Raw genomic sequence first — 22643 nt, forward strand, 5'->3', positions numbered from 1 at the left:
GGGCTCACCGCGGCATCGTTGACCTGCATCAGTTTCCGCGAAGCTGATCTGCATCAATGATCGGGGCATGACTGTCAGGGATATTGCGTGCGAATGCTGCGGAGAGCCTGGAATGAGTGTCGAGTACGAATGGACCCTGAGTGATCTTGTCCGCTGGGTGGCCGTCATCCACCAGCGTGCTGAGGCCGCGTATCGGGATATGCGTGGCGTCGCCGACACGGCGTCGGCAGAACTTCTCCTGGGATATCTGGCGGCACGCGAGCAGCGCCTGGACGTGGGAACTCGCAAGATTCTGGCACGAGTCGATGACGATGTTCACATTCCGCGGCCGGAGGCCTGGCTCTCCGCACGATCGCCGACGTTGGCAAGCGTCGACGTTGAGTCGATAATCCAGTGGGCGGCGTACGTCGAGTCTGCGGTGGAGCGCCTGCTGCAGGTCGCGGCGACCCCGCCGGGGGTCACGGTTTCCACCTCTGAACTCTTCGCGTTGCACCGACGCGAACTTTTCGATATCGGCATCATGGCAAGCCGGATGCGGGAAGGCCGGGAGTGACCGCGACAACTCGGTAATCGACCGCGCGATGTTACCGAATCGATGAGGCCGCGGGGTAATCCCCCTGGAAATCAGCGCTGTTTAGAAGCGGAATTTTCTCGCAATCTGGACCGAGGAGGTTCTGCGTGAAGAAATCCCGATACAGCGACAGCCAGAACCTGGCGATTCTCAAGCAGGCCGAAAACGGCGTGCCGGTGCCCGAGTTGTGCCGTGCGACGTTCGACAAATGGCGCAGCAAGTACGGCGGTATGGACGCCGCGCTGATGAAGCGGCTCAAGGAGCTTGAGGGCGAAAACCGCCGTCAAGGCCGAGATTCGTCAGGAGGTGATCGAGGGAAAATGGTAAGGCCATCTCAGCGGCGTGAGATGGCCCGAAAAATCGTCGCCGTCCGGGGGCGTGAGCATCCGGCTGGCCTGCGCGGCCCTGTCGATCAGCCCGACCTGTTACCGCTACCAGCCCCGGCTGTCAGCGGACAACGCACGCATCGCCGACTGGCTGATCCGGCTGACCCACAACCAGCGCAACTGGGGCTTTGGTCTGTGCTTTCTGTACCTGCGCAACGTCAAGGGCTATGGCTGGAACCACAAGCGAGTGTATCGAATCTACCGCGAGCTGGAACTGAACCTGCGGATCAAGCCGAAAAAGCGCCTGAAACGCGACCGGCCCGAGCCGCTGACGGTGCCCAGGGCCATCAACCAGGTCTGGTCGATGGACTTCCTGCACGACCAGCTCGCCGACGGCCGCAGCTTCCGGGTGCTCAACGTGCTGGATGACCACAACCGCCAGGGCCTGGGCATGGAGATCGACCTGTCGCTGCCCAGTACCCGCGTGATCCGCTGTTTGGCACAGATCATCAGTAACCGAACGCCAATGGCCTAGCCTTGACCCGGTCCCTACGTCTCGATGTCGGGAGCAACTCGGGGGTGCCACCTTGCTTATTGCTAGACGCTATCGTGATTGTCTTTTTCGGAGGATTCGGCTGCATTCGGTCGCACAATCAGCACCGAGCGCTTGGCGTGCCTGACGACTTGGCTGGCTACACTACCGAACAACAGGTCGGAAAACGCTGGATTGTGCGAGGCCATGATGATTAGGTCCGCGTCACGCTTTTCTGCGATGTCGATAATAGTCCGTGCGATTCGGCCCATCACGGCGTCAGCCTTCCATTCAAATGCGTTACCGAGTTGCTCTCGGGCGACGTCTTCCAGACGCTTCTGAGCAGTGTTGGTGAGAGACTCCACCTGATCGCGGGATATGTAAGGCATGACCCCCATATCGAGATCTGGCACGACCGTCAGTAGATCGATGGTCGCGTCGCGAACGCCTGCGATCTCCTTTGCCTGCTGCAATACACCCTGTATCACGGCCTCGTGATTGAGATCGATCGGAACAAGAATTTTTCCACTCATTAGTCAACTCCTAATACCGTTACCTAGTTGATGAAACGTATGAGCGTTGTCGAGTGGTGAAATTGATCTGGATCATTTGATGAGCACCGCCCGGGTATGGCTTGTCGGGTGGTATTCCGCCTGTCCGGTTGCCCGCTCGAGCCGATGTATGGAACATAAGTTAAAAATCAATCGGCTACACCGTCCAACAACAATATTTCTCGCGACCGATACTAATATCCCTCGGGGCAGTCGAAATCGGATTGAGGGGCGGTAGCGGGAGCCGGCAGGCCAGCCACCGAAACCCTCGCCTCGCCCAAGGCCGTGCCGGGGGCAGAGCCATGATATCGGTGCGAAAAGGGCTTCATGGTTAGTTTGGTTCGCTTGAGATTCTGTGATTGCACAACTTAAACGGGCCTCGTGCCTTTGGGTTTCGGGCCTGATTTGTCGCCATGCTTGTGGCGAGTTCCGGGGGTGCGGGGCGCCTAGCGGGAAATGTCTCGTGCTTCGCTGAACCAGCGGGCCAGCGCCGGGTCGTCCCATACCGGTGCGACCGCGGCAGGCAGAGTGAGCGGCCGGCCCAGACGCAGCCAGCGCTGATCCGGGCTGTGAAAGTCGGAGCCCACCGATCCGAGCAGTCCGCGGCCGGTGGCCGCCTCGGCCATTTGTGCAATGCCGTTCGGGGTGCTGTTGCCACAGACCACCTCCATTGCCCGGCCGCCGGCGGCCTGGAAGGCGTCCAGCATGCGCCGCCGCCAGGCGCCGGTCATGTTGTAGGCCAGGGGATGGGCCAGCACCGCCACGCCGCCCGCCTGGTGGATATGGCTCACTGTTTCCTGCAGTCCGGCCCAGGTCGCGTTGACGTACGCCGGTTTACCGGGGTTCAGAAAGCGCTTGAAGCATTGCTTGGTGGTCTGGCAGCGACCGTCCTCGATCAGCAGCCGCGCGAAATGCGCCCGCGTGATCTGGCCACCGGCCGCCAGCACTTCGATGCGTTCCCGGGCCCGCGCTACGCCGATTCGGTCGAGGCGTTCCAGCATGGCATCTGTCCGCGCGGCGCGGCATTGCTGCAGGTCCGCAAGCAGATCCCGCAGGCCCGGATGCGCGGCGTCGAAGCCGAGCCCGACGATGTGCAACGTGCGCTTTTCCCAGGTGACGGAGATCTCGACGCCGGGCACCAACCGCAGATGCAACTCGGCAGCGGCGATATTCGCCTCGCCCAGACCGTCCGCGGTATCGTGATCGGTCAGCGCCAGGGCACGCACTCCGCCGGCATGCGCCGCCTGTACCAGTGCCGCCGGCGTCAGCGTGCCGTCAGAGGCGGTCGAATGGGTATGCAGGTCGATTCGGGCTGGCTCGCGGCAATCAGCAGTGGACATCGATTGAGGCCCCGTCTGGGCGAATCCGGTTGCAGGCGGCGCGATAGCATCCCGCAATTTGAACCTGGACGCAGCGATCGAGCGCTGCGACCGGACAACCAATGAATGTAGGGGGCTTTGGCTGCGTCGGTAAGCACAGACTAACGCATCGGCGATCCTGCGCCCGGCTGATAGACTCAGACAGCTGTCAGCCGGACCCGCGATGGATCAGAAACTGCTCGAAGGCCTGGACAACGGCGCGGTGCTGGTAACCGGCAACCGGCGCCTGGCCCGGGCGCTGCAGGACGACTATGCTCGTCACCAGCAGGCCGCCGGCCGGCGCGCCTGGGCCACGCCGGCCATCCTGCCCTGGGGCGCGTGGCTGATATCGCTGTGGCAAGGCAGCCACGCCGAGCGTTCTCCGCGCATCCTGCTGGACGCCACCCAGACGCGGCTGGTCTGGGAGCGGGTCATCCGGGAGTCCGGTATTGGCGAGGGCCTGCTCGGTATCGGCAGCACGGCGGCACAGGTGGCGGAAGCCTGGCAACTGGCCCGGGACTGGGAGATCGGGATTCCGGCCCCGGATGACCCGGTGGGTGACGATGCCCGCGCCTTCGGCCGCTGGGCTCGGCGCTTCGAACAGCAGTGCGACCGGCATGGCTGGCTGGACGAGGCTCGGCTGCCGGCGGCGCTGGCGGAACGCATACAGCGTGACCAGCTGCTGCTGCCGATCACCGTGATCCTGGCGGGTATCGACGAGCTGGCTCCGCAGCAGCAACGCCTGCTTGATGCCATGACCCGTGCCGGCGTGACCGTGACCCGGCATGATCCGGTCGCGCGAAATCAGTCCGCAGAGTGGCTGACGCTCGCCGACGAGGCAGGCGAGCTGGCTCAGGCCGCCGCATGGGCGCGGGCGTGTCTGCAGGCCGATCCGGCGGCGCGCATCGGCGTGGTGGTCGGCGACCTGGCGTCCCAGCGGCGGCGGGTAATGCGGGTGTTTGCTGACATCCTCCATCCCGGTCGGGTGCTGCCGGGGCAGCCGCATGCCGAACGCGCCTTCAATGTGTCGCTGGGGCCGCCGCTGGACAGCTATCCGCTGGTGCGCGGGGCGTTCAACATCCTGCAGCTGATGACCGGCGTGATCGACTGCAACGAACTCGGCACGCTGCTGCGTTCGCCTTATCTAGAGGGCGGCCTGGCCGAGGCGGACGCCCGGGCCAGACTGGATGCACGCCTGCGCCGTCGCGGCGAGCGGGAGATCTGGCTGTCGGATCTGTTGGGCATGGCGCGGGCGCAGACCGATATCGCAGATCAGGCCGTGGCCCCGCATTTCGTGAATCTGCTGCAACGCTTGTTCGTGCATCACCGGGAATCGGCGGGGCGCCAGCACCCCGGCGCCTGGGCGGCCCGCTTTTCCCAGTGCCTGACCGCCGCCGACTGGCCGGGCCAGCGGTCGCTGACCAGCGACGAGTTTCAGGTCACCGAGGCCTGGGGCGGGCTGCTGGATCGTTTCGCCTCGCTGGACCCGGTCGCGGAACCGATGGCGGTGAAACCGGCACTCGCCCGCCTGCAGCGGATGGCCTCGGAGCTGCCGTTCCAGCCCCGCCAGCCGGATCGGCCTATTCAGGTGCTCGGGCCACTGGAAGCCGCCGGCCAGACCTTCGATTACCTGTGGGTGGTGGGCGTCGACGACGAACGCTGGCCGGTCCCCGCGTGGCCCAACCCCTGGCTGCCGCTGCAGCGCCAGCGCCAGGCGGACATGCCTCACGCCACCCCGGCCCGGGAACTCGCCTATGCCCGCCGTCAGCTGGCCCGTTTGCAGGACTCGGCTACGCATCTGGTGGTCAGCCATCCGGCCCGCCGCGAGGACCGCGCTACTGGACCCAGCCCGCTGATCCGGCACTGGCCGGTTCGCGAGCACCCGTCGCATGCCTCCGGTCTGCTGGATTTTCGCGATCTCGTTCATGCCTGCCAGGCAATCGAGTTCTTTCGTGACGACAGCGTGCCGGCGTTTCCGGCCGGGCCGGTGGACGGCGGCACCGGGGTGCTGGCATCGCAGTCCGCCTGTCCATTCCAGGCAGTGGCTCGGTATCGCCTTGCCGCGCGAGCTCTCGAGGAACCGCGTACCGGGCCGGATGCCCGCGATCGCGGGCAGCTCGTCCACCAGGCGCTGGAGCGGCTGTGGCGCCAGCTGGGAGACCAGCGCACGCTGCTGTCGCGCGACAGCGTGGCGCTGGAAGGCCTGATTGCCGAGGTGGTGGCCGATGCCGTGGAACGCCTTGCCCGTCGGCGCCCGCGTACCTACACCGACCGGCTCAGGGCAGTGGAGGCCGATACCCTGCAGCGCCTGTTGCGAACCTGGCTGGCGCAGGAGCAACAGCGGCCGCCGTTCACAGTGGTGGCGCGCGAGCAGCCCCGCACCATCGAGCTGGCCGGCCTGTCGATCAGCTTGCGGCTGGATCGGATCGACCGGCTGCGTGGTGGCAACCATCTGGTGATCGACTACAAGACCGGGCGCATCGCCGGCACTGCGTTCCTCGAGGGTGAGCGTCCCGATCAGCCGCAGCTGCCGGTATACGCCCTGGTGGCGGACAGCCCGGTGACCGGCGTGCTGGCGGCACGCGTCCGGGCCGACGACCCGGGCTTCTGCGGGATGATCTGCGGCGACGATGGCCCGGCAGGCGCGCAGCACCGTTCGGCCGCGGACTGGACGCAGCAACTCGATGATTGGCAGGCGGTGCTCACCAGCCTGGCGACGGCATTCCGGCACGGCGAGGCGGCGGTGGACCCGAAGAACGGCAGCACCACCTGCCGCACCTGTGATCTCGCCACTTTCTGTCGTATTCACGGGGCGGGCGCGGTCGAGGAAGAAGCCGACCCGGCGGAGGCAGCCCGATGACCGCCGATACCGCGGAGCGGGCTCGGGCCATCGATCCTGGCCGCAGCCTGATCGTCCAGGCCCCGGCCGGCTCGGGGAAGACGGCGCTACTGATCCAGCGGTTTCTCGCGCTGCTGGCCACCGTGGATGAGCCCGAGGAGGTGGTCGCGCTGACCTTCACCCGCAAGGCCGCGGGAGAAATTCGCCAGCGCCTGATCGCGGCTATGGAGGCGGCGGACGGGCCGGAACCGGCGGCCGAGCATGATCGCCGGACCCATGCGCTGGCCCGTGCGGCCGCCCGGCACAGCGATGCCGGGGGCTGGGATCTGACCGCCTATCCCGGGCGTCTGAGAATTCAGACCCTGGACGCCCTCTGTGCCGGCATTACCCGACAGATGCCGATGCTGTCGGCCTTCGGCGCGCAGCCGGGTATCGCCGAGGCCCCGGCCGAGCTCTACCACGAGGCAGCCCGCCGGCTTCTGGGTGAGCTCGAACGCGGCCACGAGTGGCGGCACGCGGTGGCCAGGCTGCTGACCCACATGGGCAACGATCTGGATCGCGTAGAGGGCCTGCTGGCCGGCATGCTCGGCCGCCGCGATCAGTGGCTGCGGCTGGTGGCCGACGAGAGCGATCTGCGGCTGACCCGGCCGCAGCTGGAGGCGGGGCTGCGGCGGCAACTCTGCGTCGGGCTCGATCGGGTGATCGACCGGGTGCCCGGCGCCTGCGTCGCCGAACTGGCGACGCTGGCCCGCTACGCCGCGGCCAATCTGGATGCGAGCGGGCAGGGCGACCATCCGGTGGCGGCATTGCGCGGCCTGCGTGGCCTGCCCGAGGCCGATCCGGAGGGTTTGCGCCTGTGGCAGGGACTGTGCAGCCTGTTGATAACCAAGCCGCCCGATCCGGGCTGGCGCAAGCGGGTGGATCGCAGTATCGGCTTCATTGCGCCCGGCGATTCGGCGGATCCGGATCTGGCGAAGGACATGAAGGCCCGGATGACGGCGCTGATCGAGGAGCTCGCCGCCGCCCCCGGCCTGATCGAGGCGCTGGCCGCGGTTCCCGCCCTGCCGCCGGCCGGCTACACCGACGCGCAGTGGTCGCTGATCGAGGCATTGCTGACGCTGCTCAAGCTGGCTGCGGGGCATTTGCAGCTGGTATTCGCGGAACGGGGGGAGGTCGACTTCATCGAGATGACCCTGCGTGCCCAGCGCGCGCTGGGCAGCCCCGAGGCGCCCACCGATCTGGCGCTGGCGCTGGATCATCGAATCCGGCATCTGCTGGTGGATGAATTCCAGGACACCTCGCTGACCCAGTTCCGGTTACTGGAACAGCTGGTGGCCGGCTGGGAGGCCGACGACGGACGGACCCTGTTCCTGGTGGGGGACCCGATGCAGTCGATCTACCGTTTCCGGCAGGCGGAAGTCGGGCTGTTTCTCCAGGCGGCGGCCCAGGGCCTCGGGGGTGTTTCGCTAAGTTTCTGTCGCCTCACCGCCAACTTCCGTTCGCAAGCGGGGGTGATCGACTGGGTGAATCAAGTGTTTCCGGATCTGATGCCGGCGCCGGAGGAGGAGAATGCCGCAGCCGGGGCGGTGGCCTATGCCCCGGCCGAGGCGCAGCAGCCGGCGCTGCCGGACGATGCCGTACACCTGCATGTGTTCGATGCCCTGGATCCGGATGCCGAGGCGGGCCGCATGACCGAGATTATTCGTGCTGCCCGGTTGGCCGATCCGGCCGTGCGCATTGCCGTGCTGGTCCGCGGTCGCACGCATGTGGCGCGGCTGATGCCGCGGCTGGCGGCGGCCGGTCTGCGCGCCCAGGCGGTGGAGCTCGATGCGTTGGCCGACCGCCCGGTGGTGCGGGATCTCCAGGCGCTCACCCGAGCGCTGCTGCACCCGGGTGATCGGCTCAGCTGGCTGTCGATCCTGCGGGCGCCGTGGTGCGGGCTTTCCCTCACCGATCTGCTCACTCTGACGCCGGGTGATGACGACACCAATGTGCCCGCCCGTCTGCTTGATGCCAACGCCCGCGCACTCCTGCCGAAGCCCAGTCGATCACGTGCCGATCGGGTGGCGGCGGTGCTGGCCGATGCCCTGGCCGAGCGGGGCCGGCGCGGCCTGCGCCGCTGGGTGGAGGGCACCTGGCTGGCGCTGGGCGGGCCGGCGGCGGCGGACGATCATGCAGCGCTGGACGCGGCCGGGGCCTATTTCGATCTGGTTGATGACCTCGACGAGGGCGGGGACATCGCCGATTTCGCCCGGCTGGCCGACCGTGTGGATCGGCTTTTCGCCCCGCCGGACCCGGCGGCCGATCCCAACCTCCAGGTAATGACCCTGCACAAGGCCAAGGGGCTGGAGTTCGATCTGGTGCTGGTGCCGGGGCTGGGTCGCCGCACCGGTCAGGATGACCCGGCGTTGCTGGCCTGGACCGAACTGCCCGGGGATCGTCTGGCCGGTGACGGTCGCAGCGAGCTGCTGCTGGCCCCGATCGCCGGGGTGGATCAGCGCCGTGATCCGATCGCCGATTACCTGCGGGGTCTGGATCGGGAGAAGGCTCGCCTGGAGGACACACGGCTGCTGTACGTGGCGGCCACCCGCGCCCGCCAGCGGCTGCACCTGCTGGGTCACGTCAACGGCGAGGCCGGCAGGCCGGCCACCGGCAGTCTGCTCGCCCGACTGTGGCCGGCCCTGGCGGATCAGGTGGCGGCGATCGTGGAACCCGGCACCGCGGCGTCCAGCCGGGAACGGGTGGTGCCGCCGCCGCGCCGTCTGGTGGCGGACTGGCAGCTGCCGAACCCGCCGGCGGGGCTGGGTGTCGGGGCCGTGCCGGTGCCGGATCGGGCCGCTGCGGGCGGGATGGTAGCGTTCGACTGGGCCGGTCAGGAAGCCCGCCATGTGGGTACCGTGGTGCATCGCTGGCTGCAGCGGATCGCCCAGACCGGTCTAGCGAACTGGGATCGAACTCGTCTTGATGCGGAGCGCGCGGCCATGGCGGCGGCGCTGGCGGAAACCGGCATCGCCCGCGACCGGGTGGGCAAGCTCGCCGAGCGGGTGCACGCGACCGTGGCTGCCACGCTGGCCGACGAGCACGGCCGCTGGCTGCTGGCCGATCACGAGCAGGCCCGCTGCGAGTTCGCGCTGTCGGGGTTCGTCGACGACCGACTGGTGCACGCGGTAATCGACCGCTGTTTTATCGTCGACGGCGTGCGCTGGATCGTCGATTACAAGACCGGGGCTCACGAGGGCGGAAACACCGAGGCCTTTCTGGACCGCGAACAGCAGCGCTACCGGGCGCAACTCGAGGACTACGCCCAGCTGTTTGCCGCGCTCGAGGACCGGCCGATCCGGCTGGGACTGTACTACCCGATGCTGGGTGGCTGGCGGGCGTTCAGCCCGAATCCGAACGCCGGGCCAACGGCGCCAGGAACAACCGACCCACGCTGAAGATCAGCGCGCCTACGCCGGCGATCATGAACGATTGGCCGCGTGCCCGGGGTTCGTTGACCGATTTCAGCACTTCTTCCCGCAGGGCCGCGCGGCGGGTCTCCTCCCACTGATCGCTGGCCTCGAAGTCCTCGACCTGTGCTCGCATGCGGGCCAGGTCCGCCTGATAGGCGAACTCCACGGCCAGATCGACGCCGCCCTCGTCCAGCGGTTCGTGACTGACCCAGAGATAGCCGCCGTAACCGATCAGGCCGAAGCCGACGGCGGCGACCAGCCACAAGGCGATGGATTGACGGCCTATCATGATGGTGTGTCTCCCGGTGAGTATGGCTTCATTCTACGCAAAGCCTGTCGGTGGCGGCCGCTGGAAACCCATGGTATTTTTCAAATCCGGGATACATATCAGAATTGGCACGGAAACGACGTCATGCGTCTGGACTGGTTGCAACGTCTGATTCAGCGGGGCTGCCTGCGCATTCATCTGCAGCAGTCGGGGCAGACCATCTGCCTGGGTGAAGGCCAGCCTGAGGCCGCCATCACCATGCGTAATCACCGGGTTTTGACCCGGGTTCTGCGAAATCCCGATTTCGCTCTCGGTGACGCCTATGTCGATGGCGACTGGTGGCCGCAGGGGCATGGCCTGTTGCCGCTTTTCCAGCTGTACTTCCTCAATGCGCCGGCCGGTTCCGGCGGTAGCGAGGGGCCGGGCGCGCGCCTGCTACGGCGTCTGCATCGGCTGATGGTCGAACGCAACGGACGGCGCCGGGCGCGGCGCAACGTGCAGGCGCACTATGATCTGGATGCCGATCTGTTCCGGCGTTTCCTGGACCCTGAACTGCATTATTCCTGCGCCTACTTCCCGCGTCCCGGCATGACGCTGGAAGCGGCCCAACAGGCCAAGTGCGAGCACATTGCCCGCAAGCTGTGTCTGCGGCCGGGCGACCGGGTGCTGGACATTGGCAGCGGCTGGGGTGGCCTGGGCCGTTATCTGGCCGAGACCCGCAACGTGCACGTCGACGGCCTGACCCTGTCGGATGATCAGTACCGGGAGTCCTGCCGGCGGGCGACCGAGCGGGGTCTGGATCATCGCCTGCGGTTCTTCCTACGCGATTATCGCGAGCACCGGGGTTGTTACGACGCTATCGTCAGCGTGGGCATGTTCGAGCACGTCGGTCGGCCTCAGTACCCAGTGTTCTTCGGCACGGTTGCCGATCTGCTCGCCGACGGTGGTCGGGTACTCCTGCACAGCATCGGCCGGTCCGGCCCGCCGGCGGACAGCGACAGCTGGATTTCACGGCATGTGTTTCCGGGCGGTTATATCCCGGCGCTGTCCGAAGTCGCCGGTCCCCTGGAGCGCAGCGGGCTGGTGCTGTCCGACCTGGAAGTCTGGAGGCGCCACTATGCGTTGACACTGCGCGCCTGGCACCAACGCTTCCAGGCGGTTCGCGGCGAGTTCCGCGACCGGTTGGGCGAACGCTTCTGCCGCACCTGGGAGTTCTACCTGCAGGCCTGCGAGGCTCTGTTCACCTGGGGTGACCTGGTGGTGTTCCAGTGTCAGATGGCGGATGCCAACGATAGCGTGCCGCTGGCCCGCGACTACCTCTACCAGTCCGAGTTGCCGGAATCGCGGTTTTCGGCCAGCGCGTAGATTCCGCTTTCAAGGACGTGCGCGTCCGTTAGTGGCAGGGGTGGTCCGGCGAGGGAAATCCGCCCATCCACACCGGCAGGCAGTCTGAAAGCTTACAGCTGGCCGCGCTCCACGATCGGATACCAGCCCTGATTGTCCGGTCGGCCGAGCTGGTCGATCAGCTTTTTCAGTCGATCGTCGGCACCGGCCCGGGCGCGCAGCCGTAGATCGAGGCGGTAGATGCCGTTGGCGGCCAGGCTGGCCTGGCCCTCGACATCCACCGGGCCATCCGCTTCCTCGATGGTCAGCTGCAGGTCGCCCGCTTCGCCCGAGACCACGCCGACGAAGTTGCCGATCGGTGCCGGTGGTTTGAGCAGATCCCATTGCAGGCCGCGCGCCTGGACGCGCCCGGTCAGCGTCTGCACCTGACCGGCGCTGTCGAGTTCGGCGTTGTCGATCGCCAGGATCAGGCTGCCGCTGAGCGGCACGAAGGTATAGCCTGCCCGGCGGGCCAGCCAGGCCAGCGAGGCCTGGCCGTTGACCGGCCCGGCGCTCAGATTGCCGCTCAGGCCGCGTCGCAGTGAGGCCTCGATACGGCCGACATCGGTGGCGGTGGACAATTGTACCGCTACCTGGCCGATCAGCAGCCGCAGGGGGCGGAGCTGCCAGGAGACATCTTCCAGCGCGATATCTTCGTAGAGTACGTGCCCCGCACGGCCCGACAGCGCGGTGCCTTCGGTGCCCGCCAGGGTCAGGTTGGGCACCGCCGACTGCACCCAGCCCGACGCCACCGTGGCGGGGAGCCGCCAGACCAGGCCGACCACCAGGGCAAGCACCCCGGCCAGGATAACCAGTTTCCAGTTCATTCGGTTGATCGTTGCAGGGTCATGCGCGCTTCGATGCCATCACTGTCGTCGCTGCGGCTCACGGTAAGCGCTTCCACGGTCACGCCATAGCGCTGCTGCAGTTCGCGCAGCCACTGGAGCAGGGTATTGAAGTCCGCGTTGTTCACGGTGACGGCGGCTTGGTCGTCGCCTTCCGGCTGGATCCGCTGAATACTGTTACCCAGGTCACGCTCGCGGCTGGTCTGATCGATGACCGACAGCAGTGAATCGTCACGGCCCTGGATGGACTGACGGCTTGCCTGTTGGCGCAGACGCTGGGCTTCATCCTTGAGGCCGGCCACCCAGCCGGCCAGCTCGCGGTCCCGTTCGATTTCGGTTTCGAGGTCTGCCGAGCCCTGATACAGGGGCTCCCAGACGGCCAGAAAGAACACCGCTCCCAGCACCACCAGTCCGGCACCCAGTACCAGTAGGCGTTCGCGCGGGGCGAGGCTGTTCAGCCACTGCTTCATGATGCGGCCGGGCTGATTCTTGCCCGGATCTGGACGCCGTCGTTACCGGCATCGGCACTTTCGATTTCCAGCCGTGCCACGCGGTTGTCGGCGAAACCGCTGCGCAATACTTCCACGCTTTGCACGCTGTCGCCGCGCAGGTTCACGAACAGTTCGCCGTTACGGAACTGGAAGGATTCGATCGACAGCGCCGAAGCCGGGCCCACTGCATCGGCGGTGGCCTGCAGTAACGGGAACAGACCCGCCGTGCCCTGACGGGCGCGCAACTGGCGGATTTCGTTCTCGGCCTGCAGGCGAAGATTGTTGACGTTGTTCACGTCCGGAAATGCAGCCCGGAACTGTTCCTCGGCAAAGGCCCGCATCTGGGCCTGCTCGCGTGCAAGTTCGCGGTATTCCAGTGCCTGCCCGCCCAGCAGCAGAACAACCCAGAGGCTCAGCATGATCAGCCCCGGCCGCAGCGGCTGCAGCCATTCGTCGCTGGCCGAGCGCGGGGCGTAGATGTCCTGCAGCAGGTTGATAGGCGGCCGGATGGAGGCCGCGTGCAGCAGACTTGCGGCATTGGTCGCGGGGACGGCGGTTGTGGCGCCCTCCACGGTGAACCCGCGGTCGCGCAGCCGTGTGATCACCTGTTCGGCCGCTTCGCTGCCGTCGGTAGCGACATGCAGGGGGATGTCTTCATCGCCGCGCCGCAGCAGGGCCGGCGCCAGCGAGAGTTCACAGGAAAACCCCCGGAACGGACCGATCCGGACCAGCGCGCGGTCGCCGCCCAGGTAAAGGGCGGCCTCGCCCTCATGCGGTAGAGATAGGCACAGATAGTCGGGCACGATGGCCACCACCTGCGGGGCCCGCTCGCCGATCGCGGCCAGCCAGGCTTCCATGCAGTCGTGGGCGGCAATGGCCGCCGGGAATTCGCCCCCCGGGGTGCGCGGGCCGATCGCGATGTGCAGCTCGTCGATCGGCTGCGCCAGCCGATCCTCCAGCGCGAAGCGCACCGCCTGCCGGCGGCGGGTGGCCTGGCGGACCGGCGGGATATCCACGGACGAAAGCAGCACGTCCTCGCCGGGCACGACCAGGGTCAGGCTCGCGTCCGTCGGCAGATCGGCGGGCTCGGCAGGCACCAGTCCGTCGCCCTGCGCCGCGTACAGCTGACCGTGCGCGTCAACGAGAATGGCCTGGGATTCACTCACGGGCGCGATTCTACCGGAAACCGATCGTTCGGCGGCCGGTAGGGTCCCGGCAGATGGCGTCCTGAAGCTGCTTGCATGGGTTCGTTATTACAGGGCATTGCGCTGATGCCGGATGACCCGGGTGCCGCCGCGGTCGCCGCGCTGCAACACGCTGGCGAAAGAGACGCTGACCCGGTCCACCGATACCCGGCCGCTGGCCATGAAGTAGCTGCTGGCCACGCTGAGATTCTCGGCATTGATCTCGCGCCCGGCCAGGGTTTCGGTCTGCAGGAATGCTTCCACGCTTTCCCACGCGGCTTCCTCGCGCTGTTCCACCAGATCGGTGGCCATGGCCAAGTCGATGCCCTCGGCGATGGAGGCCAGCACCGGGGCGGGGGCGGTATTCACGTTGATGGCCGTGGCGGTGGGCAGGGCGGTGATGTAGGACGCCAGGCGCTGGAACAGTTCGGCGTTCATCCCGCGCACGCTGCGCAGTTCGGACACGTCGGTCATCGGCCGGTTGGCGGTCCGGTAGGCCGGCGACAGGCCGAGATAGTAGTCGTCCTCGGCTCCGTCGGGCAGGGTCGGCTGGATATCGGCGTCGATCCAGTCGCGGGTGCTCTGGGCCACGGCGCGGGCGGTGACGGCATCGGTCTCGCTCACCAGCTGGACCAGGCGGATGAATTGGTCCAGCGCCTGCTGGGCCTGTCCGCCGGCCAGATTGTTGATATTGAACCGGCCCTGCAGGTCGATGACCCGGCCGGAAATGGCGCCGCCCTCGATTGGCAGATAGTCCACCGGCTGGGCCCAGGGCTCTTCCAGGCTGTCGGTCTGGTTGTTCTCGCGGTCGCGGCGCAGGATTTCACCCACCCAGCTCTCCACCCCGACCGCGTACCACAGTGCCTGCTGATCCAGCCACAGGTTGCCGCCCCGGTGCATGGCGATGTTCATGCGGGTGAGCATGCCGGCGCCGAGCATCGCTACCAGGGCCACCACCATCAAGGCGGTGAGCAGGGCCACGCCGCGCTGCCGGTTCACGATTCCGCGCCCGGAATCTGGAACAGGAAGCGGATGTCCTGCCAGTGGTCGGTGTCCAGCCGCAGTTCCACCGCGATCGGCAGCGGTGCGTCCGGATCCTGGCCGGTGGCGAGACTGCCGGCAGCGGTCTGCGGCGGCCAGCGGTCCACCCACTCGCGGTTGGCGTCGAGATAGCGCCATTCGATGGTATCCACATTTTCGAGCATGGTCTGCTCGATCGGGGTGCTGTCCTGGGCCTGATCCAGTACCGACCAGTGCACGCGGATGAGGTTGTCGTCCTCGTCGATGCGGTACCCGACCCGCTGCATATCGCTGCGAGGCACCTGCAGTGGGTTGTACCAGCCGGTGCGGGTGAACACGATGCCGGTGTCGGCCGACCCGACCATGGCGGGCTGCGGATCACCGTAGGCATCCCGTATCGGCCGGCTGACGGTCTGTTCCAGATCGTTCTGCATGCGGAACAGGGTGGTCTGCAGATCCTGGGTACGTGCCAGCGATCGATCGATGCCCTCGCGGGTGTCGATGACGCTGGTCAGGCCGCCATAGGCCATGGCCGCCATGATGCCGAACACCGCCAGGGCCACCAGCAGTTCGACCAGGGTGAAACCGCGGGTCCGGTGCATCACTGGGTCGTGGTTGTACTGGCGCCGGCCGTGCCGGCGGGCTGTGTAAGAAAGCCGCTGAGCGTGGTCAGCGGGGAATCGGCGACATCGCCGGTGTCGGCATTGACCGGAAACACTTGGATGTCCACCCGGCGGACCACCGGATCCTGGGTTTCCTCGACTTCCGATTGCCATTCCCATTCCCGGCCGCCCATTTCCACCGTGCCGTCGTCGCGGCCGGTGTCGGGCCACTGCGGGTTGGTGTCGTATTCCACCATGCGGTTGCGGGCCACCCACTGCGCCAGGGTCTTCTCCTGGATGTAGTGGGCGTGGCCGGCATACTGGGTGCCGCCGGTAATGAATACGGTCAGCGCCAGAGCCAGCACCGCCGTGGCCACCAGCACTTCCACCAGGGTGAAACCGGCGTGACGTCGCCTCATGTGCCGGCCGGCGTTTCCCGCCGCATCTCGATCTTGCCGGTGATCTCGCCTTCGAACAGATAACGGGCGGCCACGCCCTCCGAGAACAGCTCGAACTGGAACGGGCTGATCTCACCACTGGACAGCAACAGCAGATCAGGCCGCCGACGCTCCTCCTCATCCTTATCGTCTTCTTCGGTCGCCGCATCATTCGGGCCACCCGGCGCCAGCGGGTCGAAGCGGTCCTTGTTGCTCTCGGCCTCGAGCAGCCGCAGCTTCACCCCATCCGGCAGCTGGCGGGGCCGCAGCGGGGTCTGTCCGCCGGCCAGCGGGACCCAGCCCTCTTGCTGGAGCCGCAGGAAACGATAGCCCTCGGGGGTGAAGTCCACGCCCATCTGGCTGCCGAAAAGGATTGCCTCGTCGGCGGCCAGAGACAACAGCGCCTGCATGCGCTCGGCTTCCCGCTGAAGTCGGTCTTCGCCGCCGCGGCTGTCGATGGACAGCACGGCGAAACCCACGATGATGCTGATGATGAACATCACCACCAGAATCTCCAGCAGGGTGAAACCGCGTTGACGCATGATCGACAGGTTCGGATCCGGCCCGGATCAGGCCTCGTCGGCGTTCCAGTTACCGATGTCGCTATCCATTTCCTCGCCGCCGGGGCGACCGTCCCGGCCCAGGGTGAACACGTCGATCTCGCCGTGTTCGCCGGGATTGCGATATTGATAGGGATTGCCCCAGGGGTCGGTAGGTACCCGATCCAGGTAGCCGCCGGATTTCCAGTTGCGGGGTTCCGGTTGCGAGGTCGGCTTTTCCACCAGCGCCTCCAGACCCTGCTCGGTACTCGGGTACTGGAAGTTGTCCAGCCGGTATAGCTGTAGGGCGCTTTCGATCACGCGGATATCCTGCTTGGCCTTGGTTACCCGGGCGACGTCCGGTCGGTCCATGATCCGGGGCACCGCGATGGCTGCGAGAATGCCGAGAATCACCACCACCACCATGATCTCGATCAGGGTGAAACCCTGTTGCCGGCCCATGCGGGCGGGTATCTGTCTGCGCATCATTGACTCCGAATGGCGCCGGGTATCGGCGCGTTGTTGCCGTATTTATCCACACTGACCGTGCCGGCTCGGGCGTGTTCCGGCCTACTGCACCAGCTGATTGAGGTCGAACACCGGCAGCAGGATCGCCAGCACGATCATCAGCACCAGCCCGCCCATGAGCAGGATCACCGCCGGACCGAGAATACCCATGACACCCTGGCGCAGGGTTTCCACTTCGCGTTCCTGATGATCGGCGGCCCGGGCTAGCATGGTTTCGAGTTCGCCGGATAGCTCGCCGTTGGCGATCATGTGCAGGGTGATGGGCGGAAAGAATCGTTCTGCGCCCAGCGCCCGGTGAATGGCCTCGCCCTCGCGGATCTTGCGCGCGGCCCGGTTGATGGCCTCGCGCATGGGGATGTTGCTGACCACTTCGGCGCCGATGGTCATGGCGTCCAGCGCGGTCACGCCGCTGCGGGTGAGAATGGACAGGGTGCGGGTGAAGCGCGCGGTGTTGACGCCACGGGCGAAGCGGCCGATCAGGGGCAGACGCAGGACCTGGGCGTGGAATCGTCGCTTGAAACTGTGCCGGCGCATCGCCCACAGGAACGCCACCACCAGGGCGGCCACGCCGATGCCCATGAGCCAGCCCCAGGCTCGCACGAAATCGCTCATGGCGATGAGAATCTGGGTGAGTGCGGGCAGCTCGGCGTCGATGCTTTCGAACACCTTCACCAGATCCGGCACCACGGTGGCCAGCAGGGCGATCACGATGCCGATGGCCACCACGCTCAGGAACGCCGGGTAGAGCAGGGCGCCCATGATCTTCTGGCGCATGGCCTGCTGATCTTCCACGTAGTCAGCCAGGCCCTCCAGCACTTCGTCCAGCCGGCCGGACTGCTCGCCGGCGGCCACCGTGGCCCGGAACAGTTCGTCGAAACTGCCGGGAAACTTCTCCAGCGCCGCGGCCAGGGTCTGTCCCTCCACCACCTGGGAGCGTACCCCGATGATGATGCGCTGCGACCGGGCGTTGTCGGTCTGTTCGGCCACCGCCTTGAGGGCTTCCTCCATGGGCATGCCGGCGTGGGCGAGGGTGGCCAGCTGGCGGGTGAACAGCGACAGTTCGGTAACCCGCATCCCGCGTTCGAACTGGAACAGCCGGCGCTTGCCGCTGCGATCGGCGACCTCGCGCACATCCAGCGGCGTCATGCCCTGTTGCCGGAGCTGGGCGCGAATCGCCCGCGGGGCGTCGCCTTCCAGCACCCCGCGTTTCTCCCGGCCGCGCGCGTCCAGGGCCGTGTATTCGAAGGCCGCCATTGTCAGGTCGTCCGCGGGCCGGAATGCCCGGGCATCATGCGGCTACTCTTCACGGGTCACCCGGAGGACTTCCTCTAGGGTAGTGACACCACTGAGCACGTTGCGCCGGCCGTCGGCACGCATGCTCTGGGTGTATTTGCGGGCTTCCTGCTCCAGCACGTGCTCGGCGGCCTCGTCGTGGATCAGGGTACGCATCTCGTTGCCTACCACCACCAGCTCGTAGATGCCGGTGCGCCCGCGAAAGCCGCTGTTGTTGCAGTGATCGCAGCCACCGGGATGGTAGATCTGCGGCGGATTCGCCGGATCCACGCTCAGCAGAGTGCACTCGGCATGATCAGGGGTATAGGGCACGCGGCATTCCGGGCACAGCACCCGCACCAGACGCTGGGCCATGATGCCGATCACGCTGGAGGCCAGCAGGAACGGCTCCACCCCCATGTCGCGTAGCCGGGCGATAGCGCCCACCGCCGTGTTGGTATGCAGGGTGGACAGCACCAGATGGCCGGTCAGCGAGGACTGCACGGCGATCTCGGCGGTTTCCAGGTCGCGGATCTCGCCGATCATCACCACATCCGGGTCCTGGCGCAGGATGGCGCGCAGGCCGCGGGCGAAGCTCATCTCCACCTTGGTGTTGACCTGGGTCTGGCCGATGCCATCGAGGTAGTACTCGATCGGATCCTCGACCGTCATGATGTTGCGCGTGCGGTCATTGATGCGGGTGATCGACGCGTACAGCGTGGTGGTCTTGCCCGAACCGGTCGGGCCGGTGACCAGGATGATGCCGTGGGGCTTGTGCACCAGCGCGTCCATGTCCGCCAGGGTCGCTTCGGGCATGCCCAGTTGCGGCAGGTCCAGCCGCCCGGCCTGCTTGTCGAGCAGGCGCATCACCACCCGCTCGCCGTTGCCCGACGGAATGGTGGACACGCGGATGTCCACCGGGCGGCCGGCGATGCGTACCGAGATGCGGCCGTCCTGGGGCAGGCGCTTTTCGGCGATATCCAGCCGCGCCATCACCTTGACGCGTGAAATCAGCACCGGCGCGAGCTGGCGCGGCGGGTGCAGCACCTCGCGCAGCACGCCGTCCACCCGGAAGCGCACGGTCAGGCGCGATTCGAACGGCTCGATGTGGATGTCGGACGCATTCTCCTTGATTGCCTCGGTCAGCAGGGCGTTGATCAGCCGGATGATGGGTGCGTCGTCCGCCGATTCCAGCAGATCCTGCGGCTCGGACAGCGCCTTGGCCGCCGTGGACAGGTCCATTTCATCGTCTTCCAGGCCCTCGACGATCTGCATGGACTCGTTGGCATTGCCCTCGTAGCTGGCCTGCAGCAGGGAATCGAACTGTTCGCGAGCCACCGGCAGCAGATGCAGTGGGCGGCCGGCCACGCGCCGGGCCTCGGCGATGGCGACCGGGTCGGCATCGTTGATGCAATTCAGTTCCAGGCCCTCGTCGGTATCGCGGCCGAACATCAGTCCGTAACGCTTGGCGAAGGCAAACGGCAGGTGGGGGACGGGTTCGCTCATGGTCTAGCGGATATCGTTGCCGGTCTGCGGCACGCTGCTTTCCGCGCCTTCGGCACCATTGCCATCCGGGAATACCGGGATGTCCTCATAGCGTTCGATCGGTGGCAGCTGTGGCCGAGCGTCATCCGGCATCAGCGGGATGCCGGTCTTCTGCTGTTCCTGCTGAAGATTGCGCATATAGTTGTACTTCTTGCGGGTGTAGTAGCCCGCGGCGCCGTCGCCACGCAGGATGGTGGGACGGATGAAATTGAGCAGGTTGCGCTTGCTGCGTTCCACCTCACGCGACCGGAACAGCGCCCCCAGCAAGGGGATGTCGCCCAGGATCGGCACCTTCTGCTCGGATTCCGTGAGGTTGTCGTCGATCAACCCGCCCAGTACCAGAATCTGGCCGTTTTCGACCTCGACCGAGGTGTTGAGCGTGCGCTGGTTGGTGATCAGGTCCACTGCGCCAGAGGTACCCTGGGCAATACTGGAAATCTCCTGCGCCAGCGTCAGCTGGATGGTGTTGCCGGCGTTGATCTGCGGGGTGAGCGTCAGGGTCAGGCCCACGTCGCGGCGTTCCACCGTCTGGAACGGGTTGAGATTGCCGCCGGTGCCGCCACCACCGGTGCCGGTATTGGTGAAGTTGCCGGTGATGAAGGGCACTTCCTGGCCCACCTGGATTTCGGCTTCCTCGTTGTCGCGCGTCAGCAGCGACGGGGTGGACAGCACGTTGGTATTGGAGTCGCCTGACAGGGCCTTGAGTAGAACGGCGAAGCTGGTGCCGTCCGAGTTCAGGTCGCCGATGCCAAAATTCAGACCCTGCTGGATCAGGCCCAGCGGGGTGCCGTTGCCGGCCAGCGCCGGAATGGCTTCCAGCGTGTCGTTATCCAGGATGCTGCCTGCCACCGCGGTGTTGTCGTCGAACACGGCGGTGTCGATGCCGAGCTGGCGCGAGCGGTCTATGCTGACTTCGGCGATGATTGCTTCCACCAGCACCTGTCCACGGCGGATGTCGAGCTGATCGATCACCGAGCGGATTTCACGCATGGCGTCGGCAGGTGCGTTGACCACGATGGCGTTGGCGCCGGGTTCTGCGATGACGTTGATGCTGGCCGACTGGCTGGCGGTGTTGTTGCCGCCGCGGTTTCCCTGCTCCGACTGGTTTTCGGCGAAGGTCTGGAGAATCGGGGCCAGGGTTTCCGCGTCCGCGTAATCCAGATAGATCACCTGGGTACCGCCGTCCTGGTCCACCGGCGTGTCCAGATCGGCAATGATCGCCCGCAGCCGCAGCCGGCTGGACGGGTCGCCGGCGATGATCACGCTGTTGGTGCGTTCATCGGCCACCACGCTGAAGTCGTCGGCGCTGGGGGCCTCCTTGCTGGCTTCGCCCTTGAGCTGGGTGATGACCTGCACCACCTCGGTGGCGGTTGCGTTGTCCAGCTGTACCCGCTCGATGTCGCGATTGCCTTCGCGGTCGATCTGGCCGACCAGCCGAACCAGCCGGTCGGCGTTGGTCTGGCGATCGGAAATGATCAGGATATTCGACGCCGGGTAGGCCGCCAAGTGCCCGTACTGCGGCACCAGCGGGCGCAGGATGGGCACCAGCTGGTCGGCCGGCACGTTGTCCACCTGAATCACCCGGGTGATGATGTCCTCCCGGGTGGCGGTGTCGCCGCCGAAACCGCCGTCCTGCTTGGCGTTGACCTGGGGCACGATCTTGGTCACTTCACCGGCCGGGATGGCGGAGAATCCGTGTACTTCCAGCACCGAAAGAAAGGTTTCGTACAGCTCATCGGGCGTCATCGGTTCGGCCGAGAGAACGGTGATCTGCCCCTTGACCCGCGGGTCCACCACGAAATTGCGCCCGGTGACCTCGCTGACCGTCGCGACCAGCGCGGTGATGTCGGCTTCCTTGAAATTGAGGGTGAAGGACTCCCCGTTGACGGCCTCGATACCCTCCGGCGTCTGTTGTGCGACGACGCTGGCGCTGATGCCGAGTGTCAGCAGAAGCGTGAGAAAAATGCTGGGTGCGGTATGTTTCATTGAAAGCTGACACTCACTGTGCGCTGTTCGCCACCGCGTTCAAGCGTGACGGTCAAACTATCGGCTTCGGCCAGATTGCCGAGCACGTTCATTGCAGCTCGCGTTTCGGTCAGTGGTGTGCCGTTGACCGCCGTCACCAGCTCACCCGGCCGGAGACCGACCTGCTGGAAAAGCCTGCGATTGCTGCCGGGGTAAATCCGGTATCCCTTCAGCTCCCCGCCCACCTTGTGTGGCCGGAAGCGTACATATTCGGACATTTTGGAGGGATTTTCGAGGAGCTCGTTACGCACGTCGGCCAGTGACTCGGCAACCTCGTTGCTGACATCCTCAGATGCAGCGACACGCTCCACGCCCTCCGCCTTTTCCTGCTCCAGCGTCAGCGTCTCGTAACGGCCGCCGCGATCGAGAATCACGCGGTTGTAGTAGATATCGTGGAGCTTGACGCCGTTGGCGATGGTGTCGCCAACCGAGTACGGCTTCTGGTCACCGCGATCAGAGCGTATCAGGGCTCGTGACCGTCCGTTGCGGTCGCTGGAGACGATGCCGGTCAGCGTCAGATTCAGGCGGGTTTCGGGGGCGTCGATCACGGAACGGTCAGCGCTGTCATCCTGCGCCTTCACGCCGAATAGCTCGTATGACGCAATCCGGGAGACGTCAACGGACACGGCCTCCTGTGCCTCGCCGGTATTCCCGCTTGCTGCGCGCGGCTCGACGAAACCCGGGCCCGGCCACGCCGACCAGAAGAACTCGGCGGCGGCAAGACCGATGAGTACGGCAAGGACCAGCCGCATCAACCACATGACTTGGCCGTAGTGGCCCTTGACCATTTGGATCAGGGTGTCAGACATCAATCGCGCCGGGCTGGAGTCGCGCGGATCATAACGCAGTCGCCGGTGTGTTCCGAGCCGATCCGG

At 66.3% G+C, this 22643-nt stretch carries 19 protein-coding genes and 1 pseudogene; 5 read left to right on the forward strand and 15 right to left on the reverse strand.

Annotated elements, in window-relative coordinates; genetic code table 11:
* Positions 1-112 precede the first annotated feature (112 nt).
* Both RM532_RS14645 and RM532_RS14650 read left to right on the forward strand, forming a co-directional pair.
* A complete protein-coding gene (locus tag RM532_RS14645) occupies positions 113-553 on the forward strand; it encodes a hypothetical protein (protein ID WP_311654084.1) in 441 nt (146 codons plus the stop codon).
* A 125-nt stretch (positions 554-678) separates the two neighbouring features.
* Positions 679-1417: pseudogene (locus RM532_RS14650) on the forward strand (transposase); the annotation flags it as partial.
* A gap of 77 nt (positions 1418-1494) precedes the next feature.
* On the opposite strand, the gene RM532_RS14655 reads toward RM532_RS14650, so the two are convergent.
* Together RM532_RS14655 and RM532_RS14660 are read right to left on the reverse strand one after the other, a co-directional pair.
* Complete coding sequence (locus RM532_RS14655) at positions 1495-1962, reverse strand: universal stress protein (RefSeq protein ID WP_311654085.1); 468 nt, start codon at positions 1960-1962, stop codon at positions 1495-1497.
* Positions 1963-2426: 464 nt separating this feature from the next.
* Entirely contained in the window at positions 2427-3320 is an 894-nt protein-coding gene (locus RM532_RS14660) for a PHP domain-containing protein (RefSeq protein ID WP_311654086.1), read from the reverse strand.
* 202 nt (positions 3321-3522) lie between these two features.
* Here RM532_RS14660 and RM532_RS14665 point away from each other — a divergent pair, with 202 nt between their 5' ends.
* Entirely contained in the window at positions 3523-6198 is a 2676-nt protein-coding gene (locus tag RM532_RS14665; protein ID WP_311654087.1) for a PD-(D/E)XK nuclease family protein, read from the forward strand.
* Complete coding sequence (locus RM532_RS14670; protein WP_311654088.1) at positions 6195-9614, forward strand: UvrD-helicase domain-containing protein; 3420 nt, start codon at positions 6195-6197, stop codon at positions 9612-9614. Before RM532_RS14665 ends, RM532_RS14670 begins: the two co-directional genes overlap by 4 nt.
* Here RM532_RS14670 and RM532_RS14675 read toward each other — a convergent pair.
* Positions 9559-9918, reverse strand: a complete 360-nt coding sequence (locus tag RM532_RS14675) for a hypothetical protein (RefSeq protein ID WP_311654089.1) — start codon at positions 9916-9918, stop codon at positions 9559-9561. The two genes, RM532_RS14670 and RM532_RS14675, sit on opposite strands and share 56 nt — an antisense overlap.
* A gap of 123 nt (positions 9919-10041) precedes the next feature.
* Here RM532_RS14675 and RM532_RS14680 point away from each other — a divergent pair, with 123 nt between their 5' ends.
* Positions 10042-11262, forward strand: coding sequence for a class I SAM-dependent methyltransferase (locus RM532_RS14680; RefSeq protein WP_311654090.1), 1221 nt, complete (start codon positions 10042-10044; stop codon positions 11260-11262).
* A gap of 92 nt (positions 11263-11354) precedes the next feature.
* Here RM532_RS14680 and RM532_RS14685 read toward each other — a convergent pair whose 3' ends face one another.
* The 12 genes from RM532_RS14685 to gspC all read right to left on the reverse strand — a co-directional run bounded on the left by RM532_RS14685 (position 11355) and on the right by gspC (position 22577).
* Positions 11355-12107 carry a type II secretion system protein N gene (locus RM532_RS14685; protein WP_311654091.1) on the reverse strand — a complete coding sequence of 251 codons (753 nt, stop codon included), beginning with the start codon at positions 12105-12107 and terminating at the stop codon, positions 11355-11357.
* Complete coding sequence (gspM, locus tag RM532_RS14690; protein ID WP_311654092.1) at positions 12104-12595, reverse strand: type II secretion system protein GspM; 492 nt, start codon at positions 12593-12595, stop codon at positions 12104-12106. The genes RM532_RS14685 and gspM overlap by 4 nt, the downstream gene beginning before the upstream one ends.
* Positions 12592-13782: a type II secretion system protein GspL gene (gene gspL, locus RM532_RS14695; protein ID WP_311654093.1), complete on the reverse strand. Its 1191-nt coding sequence runs from the start codon at positions 13780-13782 to the stop codon at positions 12592-12594. Before gspL ends, gspM begins: the two co-directional genes overlap by 4 nt.
* A gap of 87 nt (positions 13783-13869) precedes the next feature.
* Positions 13870-14799, reverse strand: a complete 930-nt coding sequence (gene gspK, locus RM532_RS14700; protein WP_311654094.1) for a type II secretion system minor pseudopilin GspK — start codon at positions 14797-14799, stop codon at positions 13870-13872.
* A complete protein-coding gene (gspJ, locus tag RM532_RS14705; protein WP_311654095.1) occupies positions 14796-15422 on the reverse strand; it encodes a type II secretion system minor pseudopilin GspJ in 627 nt (208 codons plus the stop codon). The genes gspK and gspJ overlap by 4 nt, the downstream gene beginning before the upstream one ends.
* A complete protein-coding gene (gene gspI, locus RM532_RS14710) occupies positions 15422-15841 on the reverse strand; it encodes a type II secretion system minor pseudopilin GspI (protein ID WP_311654096.1) in 420 nt (139 codons plus the stop codon). Before gspI ends, gspJ begins: the two co-directional genes overlap by 1 nt.
* On the reverse strand, positions 15838-16401 hold the full coding sequence (gene gspH, locus RM532_RS14715) for a type II secretion system minor pseudopilin GspH (protein WP_311654097.1): 564 nt from the start codon (positions 16399-16401) through the stop codon (positions 15838-15840). The genes gspI and gspH overlap by 4 nt, the downstream gene beginning before the upstream one ends.
* Positions 16402-16428: 27 nt before the next feature.
* A complete protein-coding gene (gspG, locus tag RM532_RS14720) occupies positions 16429-16887 on the reverse strand; it encodes a type II secretion system major pseudopilin GspG (RefSeq protein WP_423246904.1) in 459 nt (152 codons plus the stop codon).
* 81 nt (positions 16888-16968) lie between these two features.
* Positions 16969-18180, reverse strand: coding sequence for a type II secretion system inner membrane protein GspF (gene gspF / locus RM532_RS14725; RefSeq protein ID WP_311654098.1), 1212 nt, complete (start codon positions 18178-18180; stop codon positions 16969-16971).
* 42 nt (positions 18181-18222) lie between these two features.
* Positions 18223-19704 carry a type II secretion system ATPase GspE gene (gene gspE / locus RM532_RS14730; protein ID WP_311654099.1) on the reverse strand — a complete coding sequence of 494 codons (1482 nt, stop codon included), beginning with the start codon at positions 19702-19704 and terminating at the stop codon, positions 18223-18225.
* Positions 19705-19707: 3 nt separating this feature from the next.
* Positions 19708-21729 (reverse strand): type II secretion system secretin GspD, encoded by a 2022-nt coding sequence (gspD, locus tag RM532_RS14735; protein ID WP_311654100.1) that lies wholly within the window; start codon positions 21727-21729, stop codon positions 19708-19710.
* Positions 21726-22577: a type II secretion system protein GspC gene (gene gspC / locus RM532_RS14740; protein ID WP_311654101.1), complete on the reverse strand. Its 852-nt coding sequence runs from the start codon at positions 22575-22577 to the stop codon at positions 21726-21728. Before gspC ends, gspD begins: the two co-directional genes overlap by 4 nt.
* Positions 22578-22643 lie beyond the last annotated feature (66 nt).

Source organism: Spectribacter hydrogenoxidans (assembly GCF_031846275.1).
Classification (GTDB): Bacteria; Pseudomonadota; Gammaproteobacteria; order Nevskiales; family Salinisphaeraceae; genus Spectribacter; species Spectribacter hydrogenoxidans.

Bases quoted from the DNA above. Each gene is read 5' to 3' on its own strand.
- RM532_RS14645 (WP_311654084.1), top strand. From the start codon at position 113: ATGAGTGTCGAGTACGAATGGACCCTGAGTGATCTTGTCCGCTGGGTG.
- RM532_RS14655 (WP_311654085.1), bottom strand. From the start codon at position 1,962: ATGAGTGGAAAAATTCTTGTTCCGATCGATCTCAATCACGAGGCCGTG.
- RM532_RS14660 (WP_311654086.1), bottom strand. From the start codon at position 3,320: ATGTCCACTGCTGATTGCCGCGAGCCAGCCCGAATCGACCTGCATACC.
- RM532_RS14665 (WP_311654087.1), top strand. From the start codon at position 3,523: ATGGATCAGAAACTGCTCGAAGGCCTGGACAACGGCGCGGTGCTGGTA.
- RM532_RS14670 (WP_311654088.1), top strand. From the start codon at position 6,195: ATGACCGCCGATACCGCGGAGCGGGCTCGGGCCATCGATCCTGGCCGC.
- RM532_RS14675 (WP_311654089.1), bottom strand. From the start codon at position 9,918: ATGATAGGCCGTCAATCCATCGCCTTGTGGCTGGTCGCCGCCGTCGGC.
- RM532_RS14680 (WP_311654090.1), top strand. From the start codon at position 10,042: ATGCGTCTGGACTGGTTGCAACGTCTGATTCAGCGGGGCTGCCTGCGC.
- RM532_RS14685 (WP_311654091.1), bottom strand. From the start codon at position 12,107: ATGAACTGGAAACTGGTTATCCTGGCCGGGGTGCTTGCCCTGGTGGTC.
- gspM (WP_311654092.1), bottom strand. From the start codon at position 12,595: ATGAAGCAGTGGCTGAACAGCCTCGCCCCGCGCGAACGCCTACTGGTA.
- gspJ (WP_311654095.1), bottom strand. From the start codon at position 15,422: ATGCACCGGACCCGCGGTTTCACCCTGGTCGAACTGCTGGTGGCCCTG.
- gspI (WP_311654096.1), bottom strand. From the start codon at position 15,841: ATGAGGCGACGTCACGCCGGTTTCACCCTGGTGGAAGTGCTGGTGGCC.
- gspH (WP_311654097.1), bottom strand. From the start codon at position 16,401: ATGCGTCAACGCGGTTTCACCCTGCTGGAGATTCTGGTGGTGATGTTC.
- gspG (WP_423246904.1), bottom strand. From the start codon at position 16,887: ATGATGCGCAGACAGATACCCGCCCGCATGGGCCGGCAACAGGGTTTC.
- gspF (WP_311654098.1), bottom strand. From the start codon at position 18,180: ATGGCGGCCTTCGAATACACGGCCCTGGACGCGCGCGGCCGGGAGAAA.
- gspE (WP_311654099.1), bottom strand. From the start codon at position 19,704: ATGAGCGAACCCGTCCCCCACCTGCCGTTTGCCTTCGCCAAGCGTTAC.
- gspD (WP_311654100.1), bottom strand. From the start codon at position 21,729: ATGAAACATACCGCACCCAGCATTTTTCTCACGCTTCTGCTGACACTC.
- gspC (WP_311654101.1), bottom strand. From the start codon at position 22,577: ATGTCTGACACCCTGATCCAAATGGTCAAGGGCCACTACGGCCAAGTC.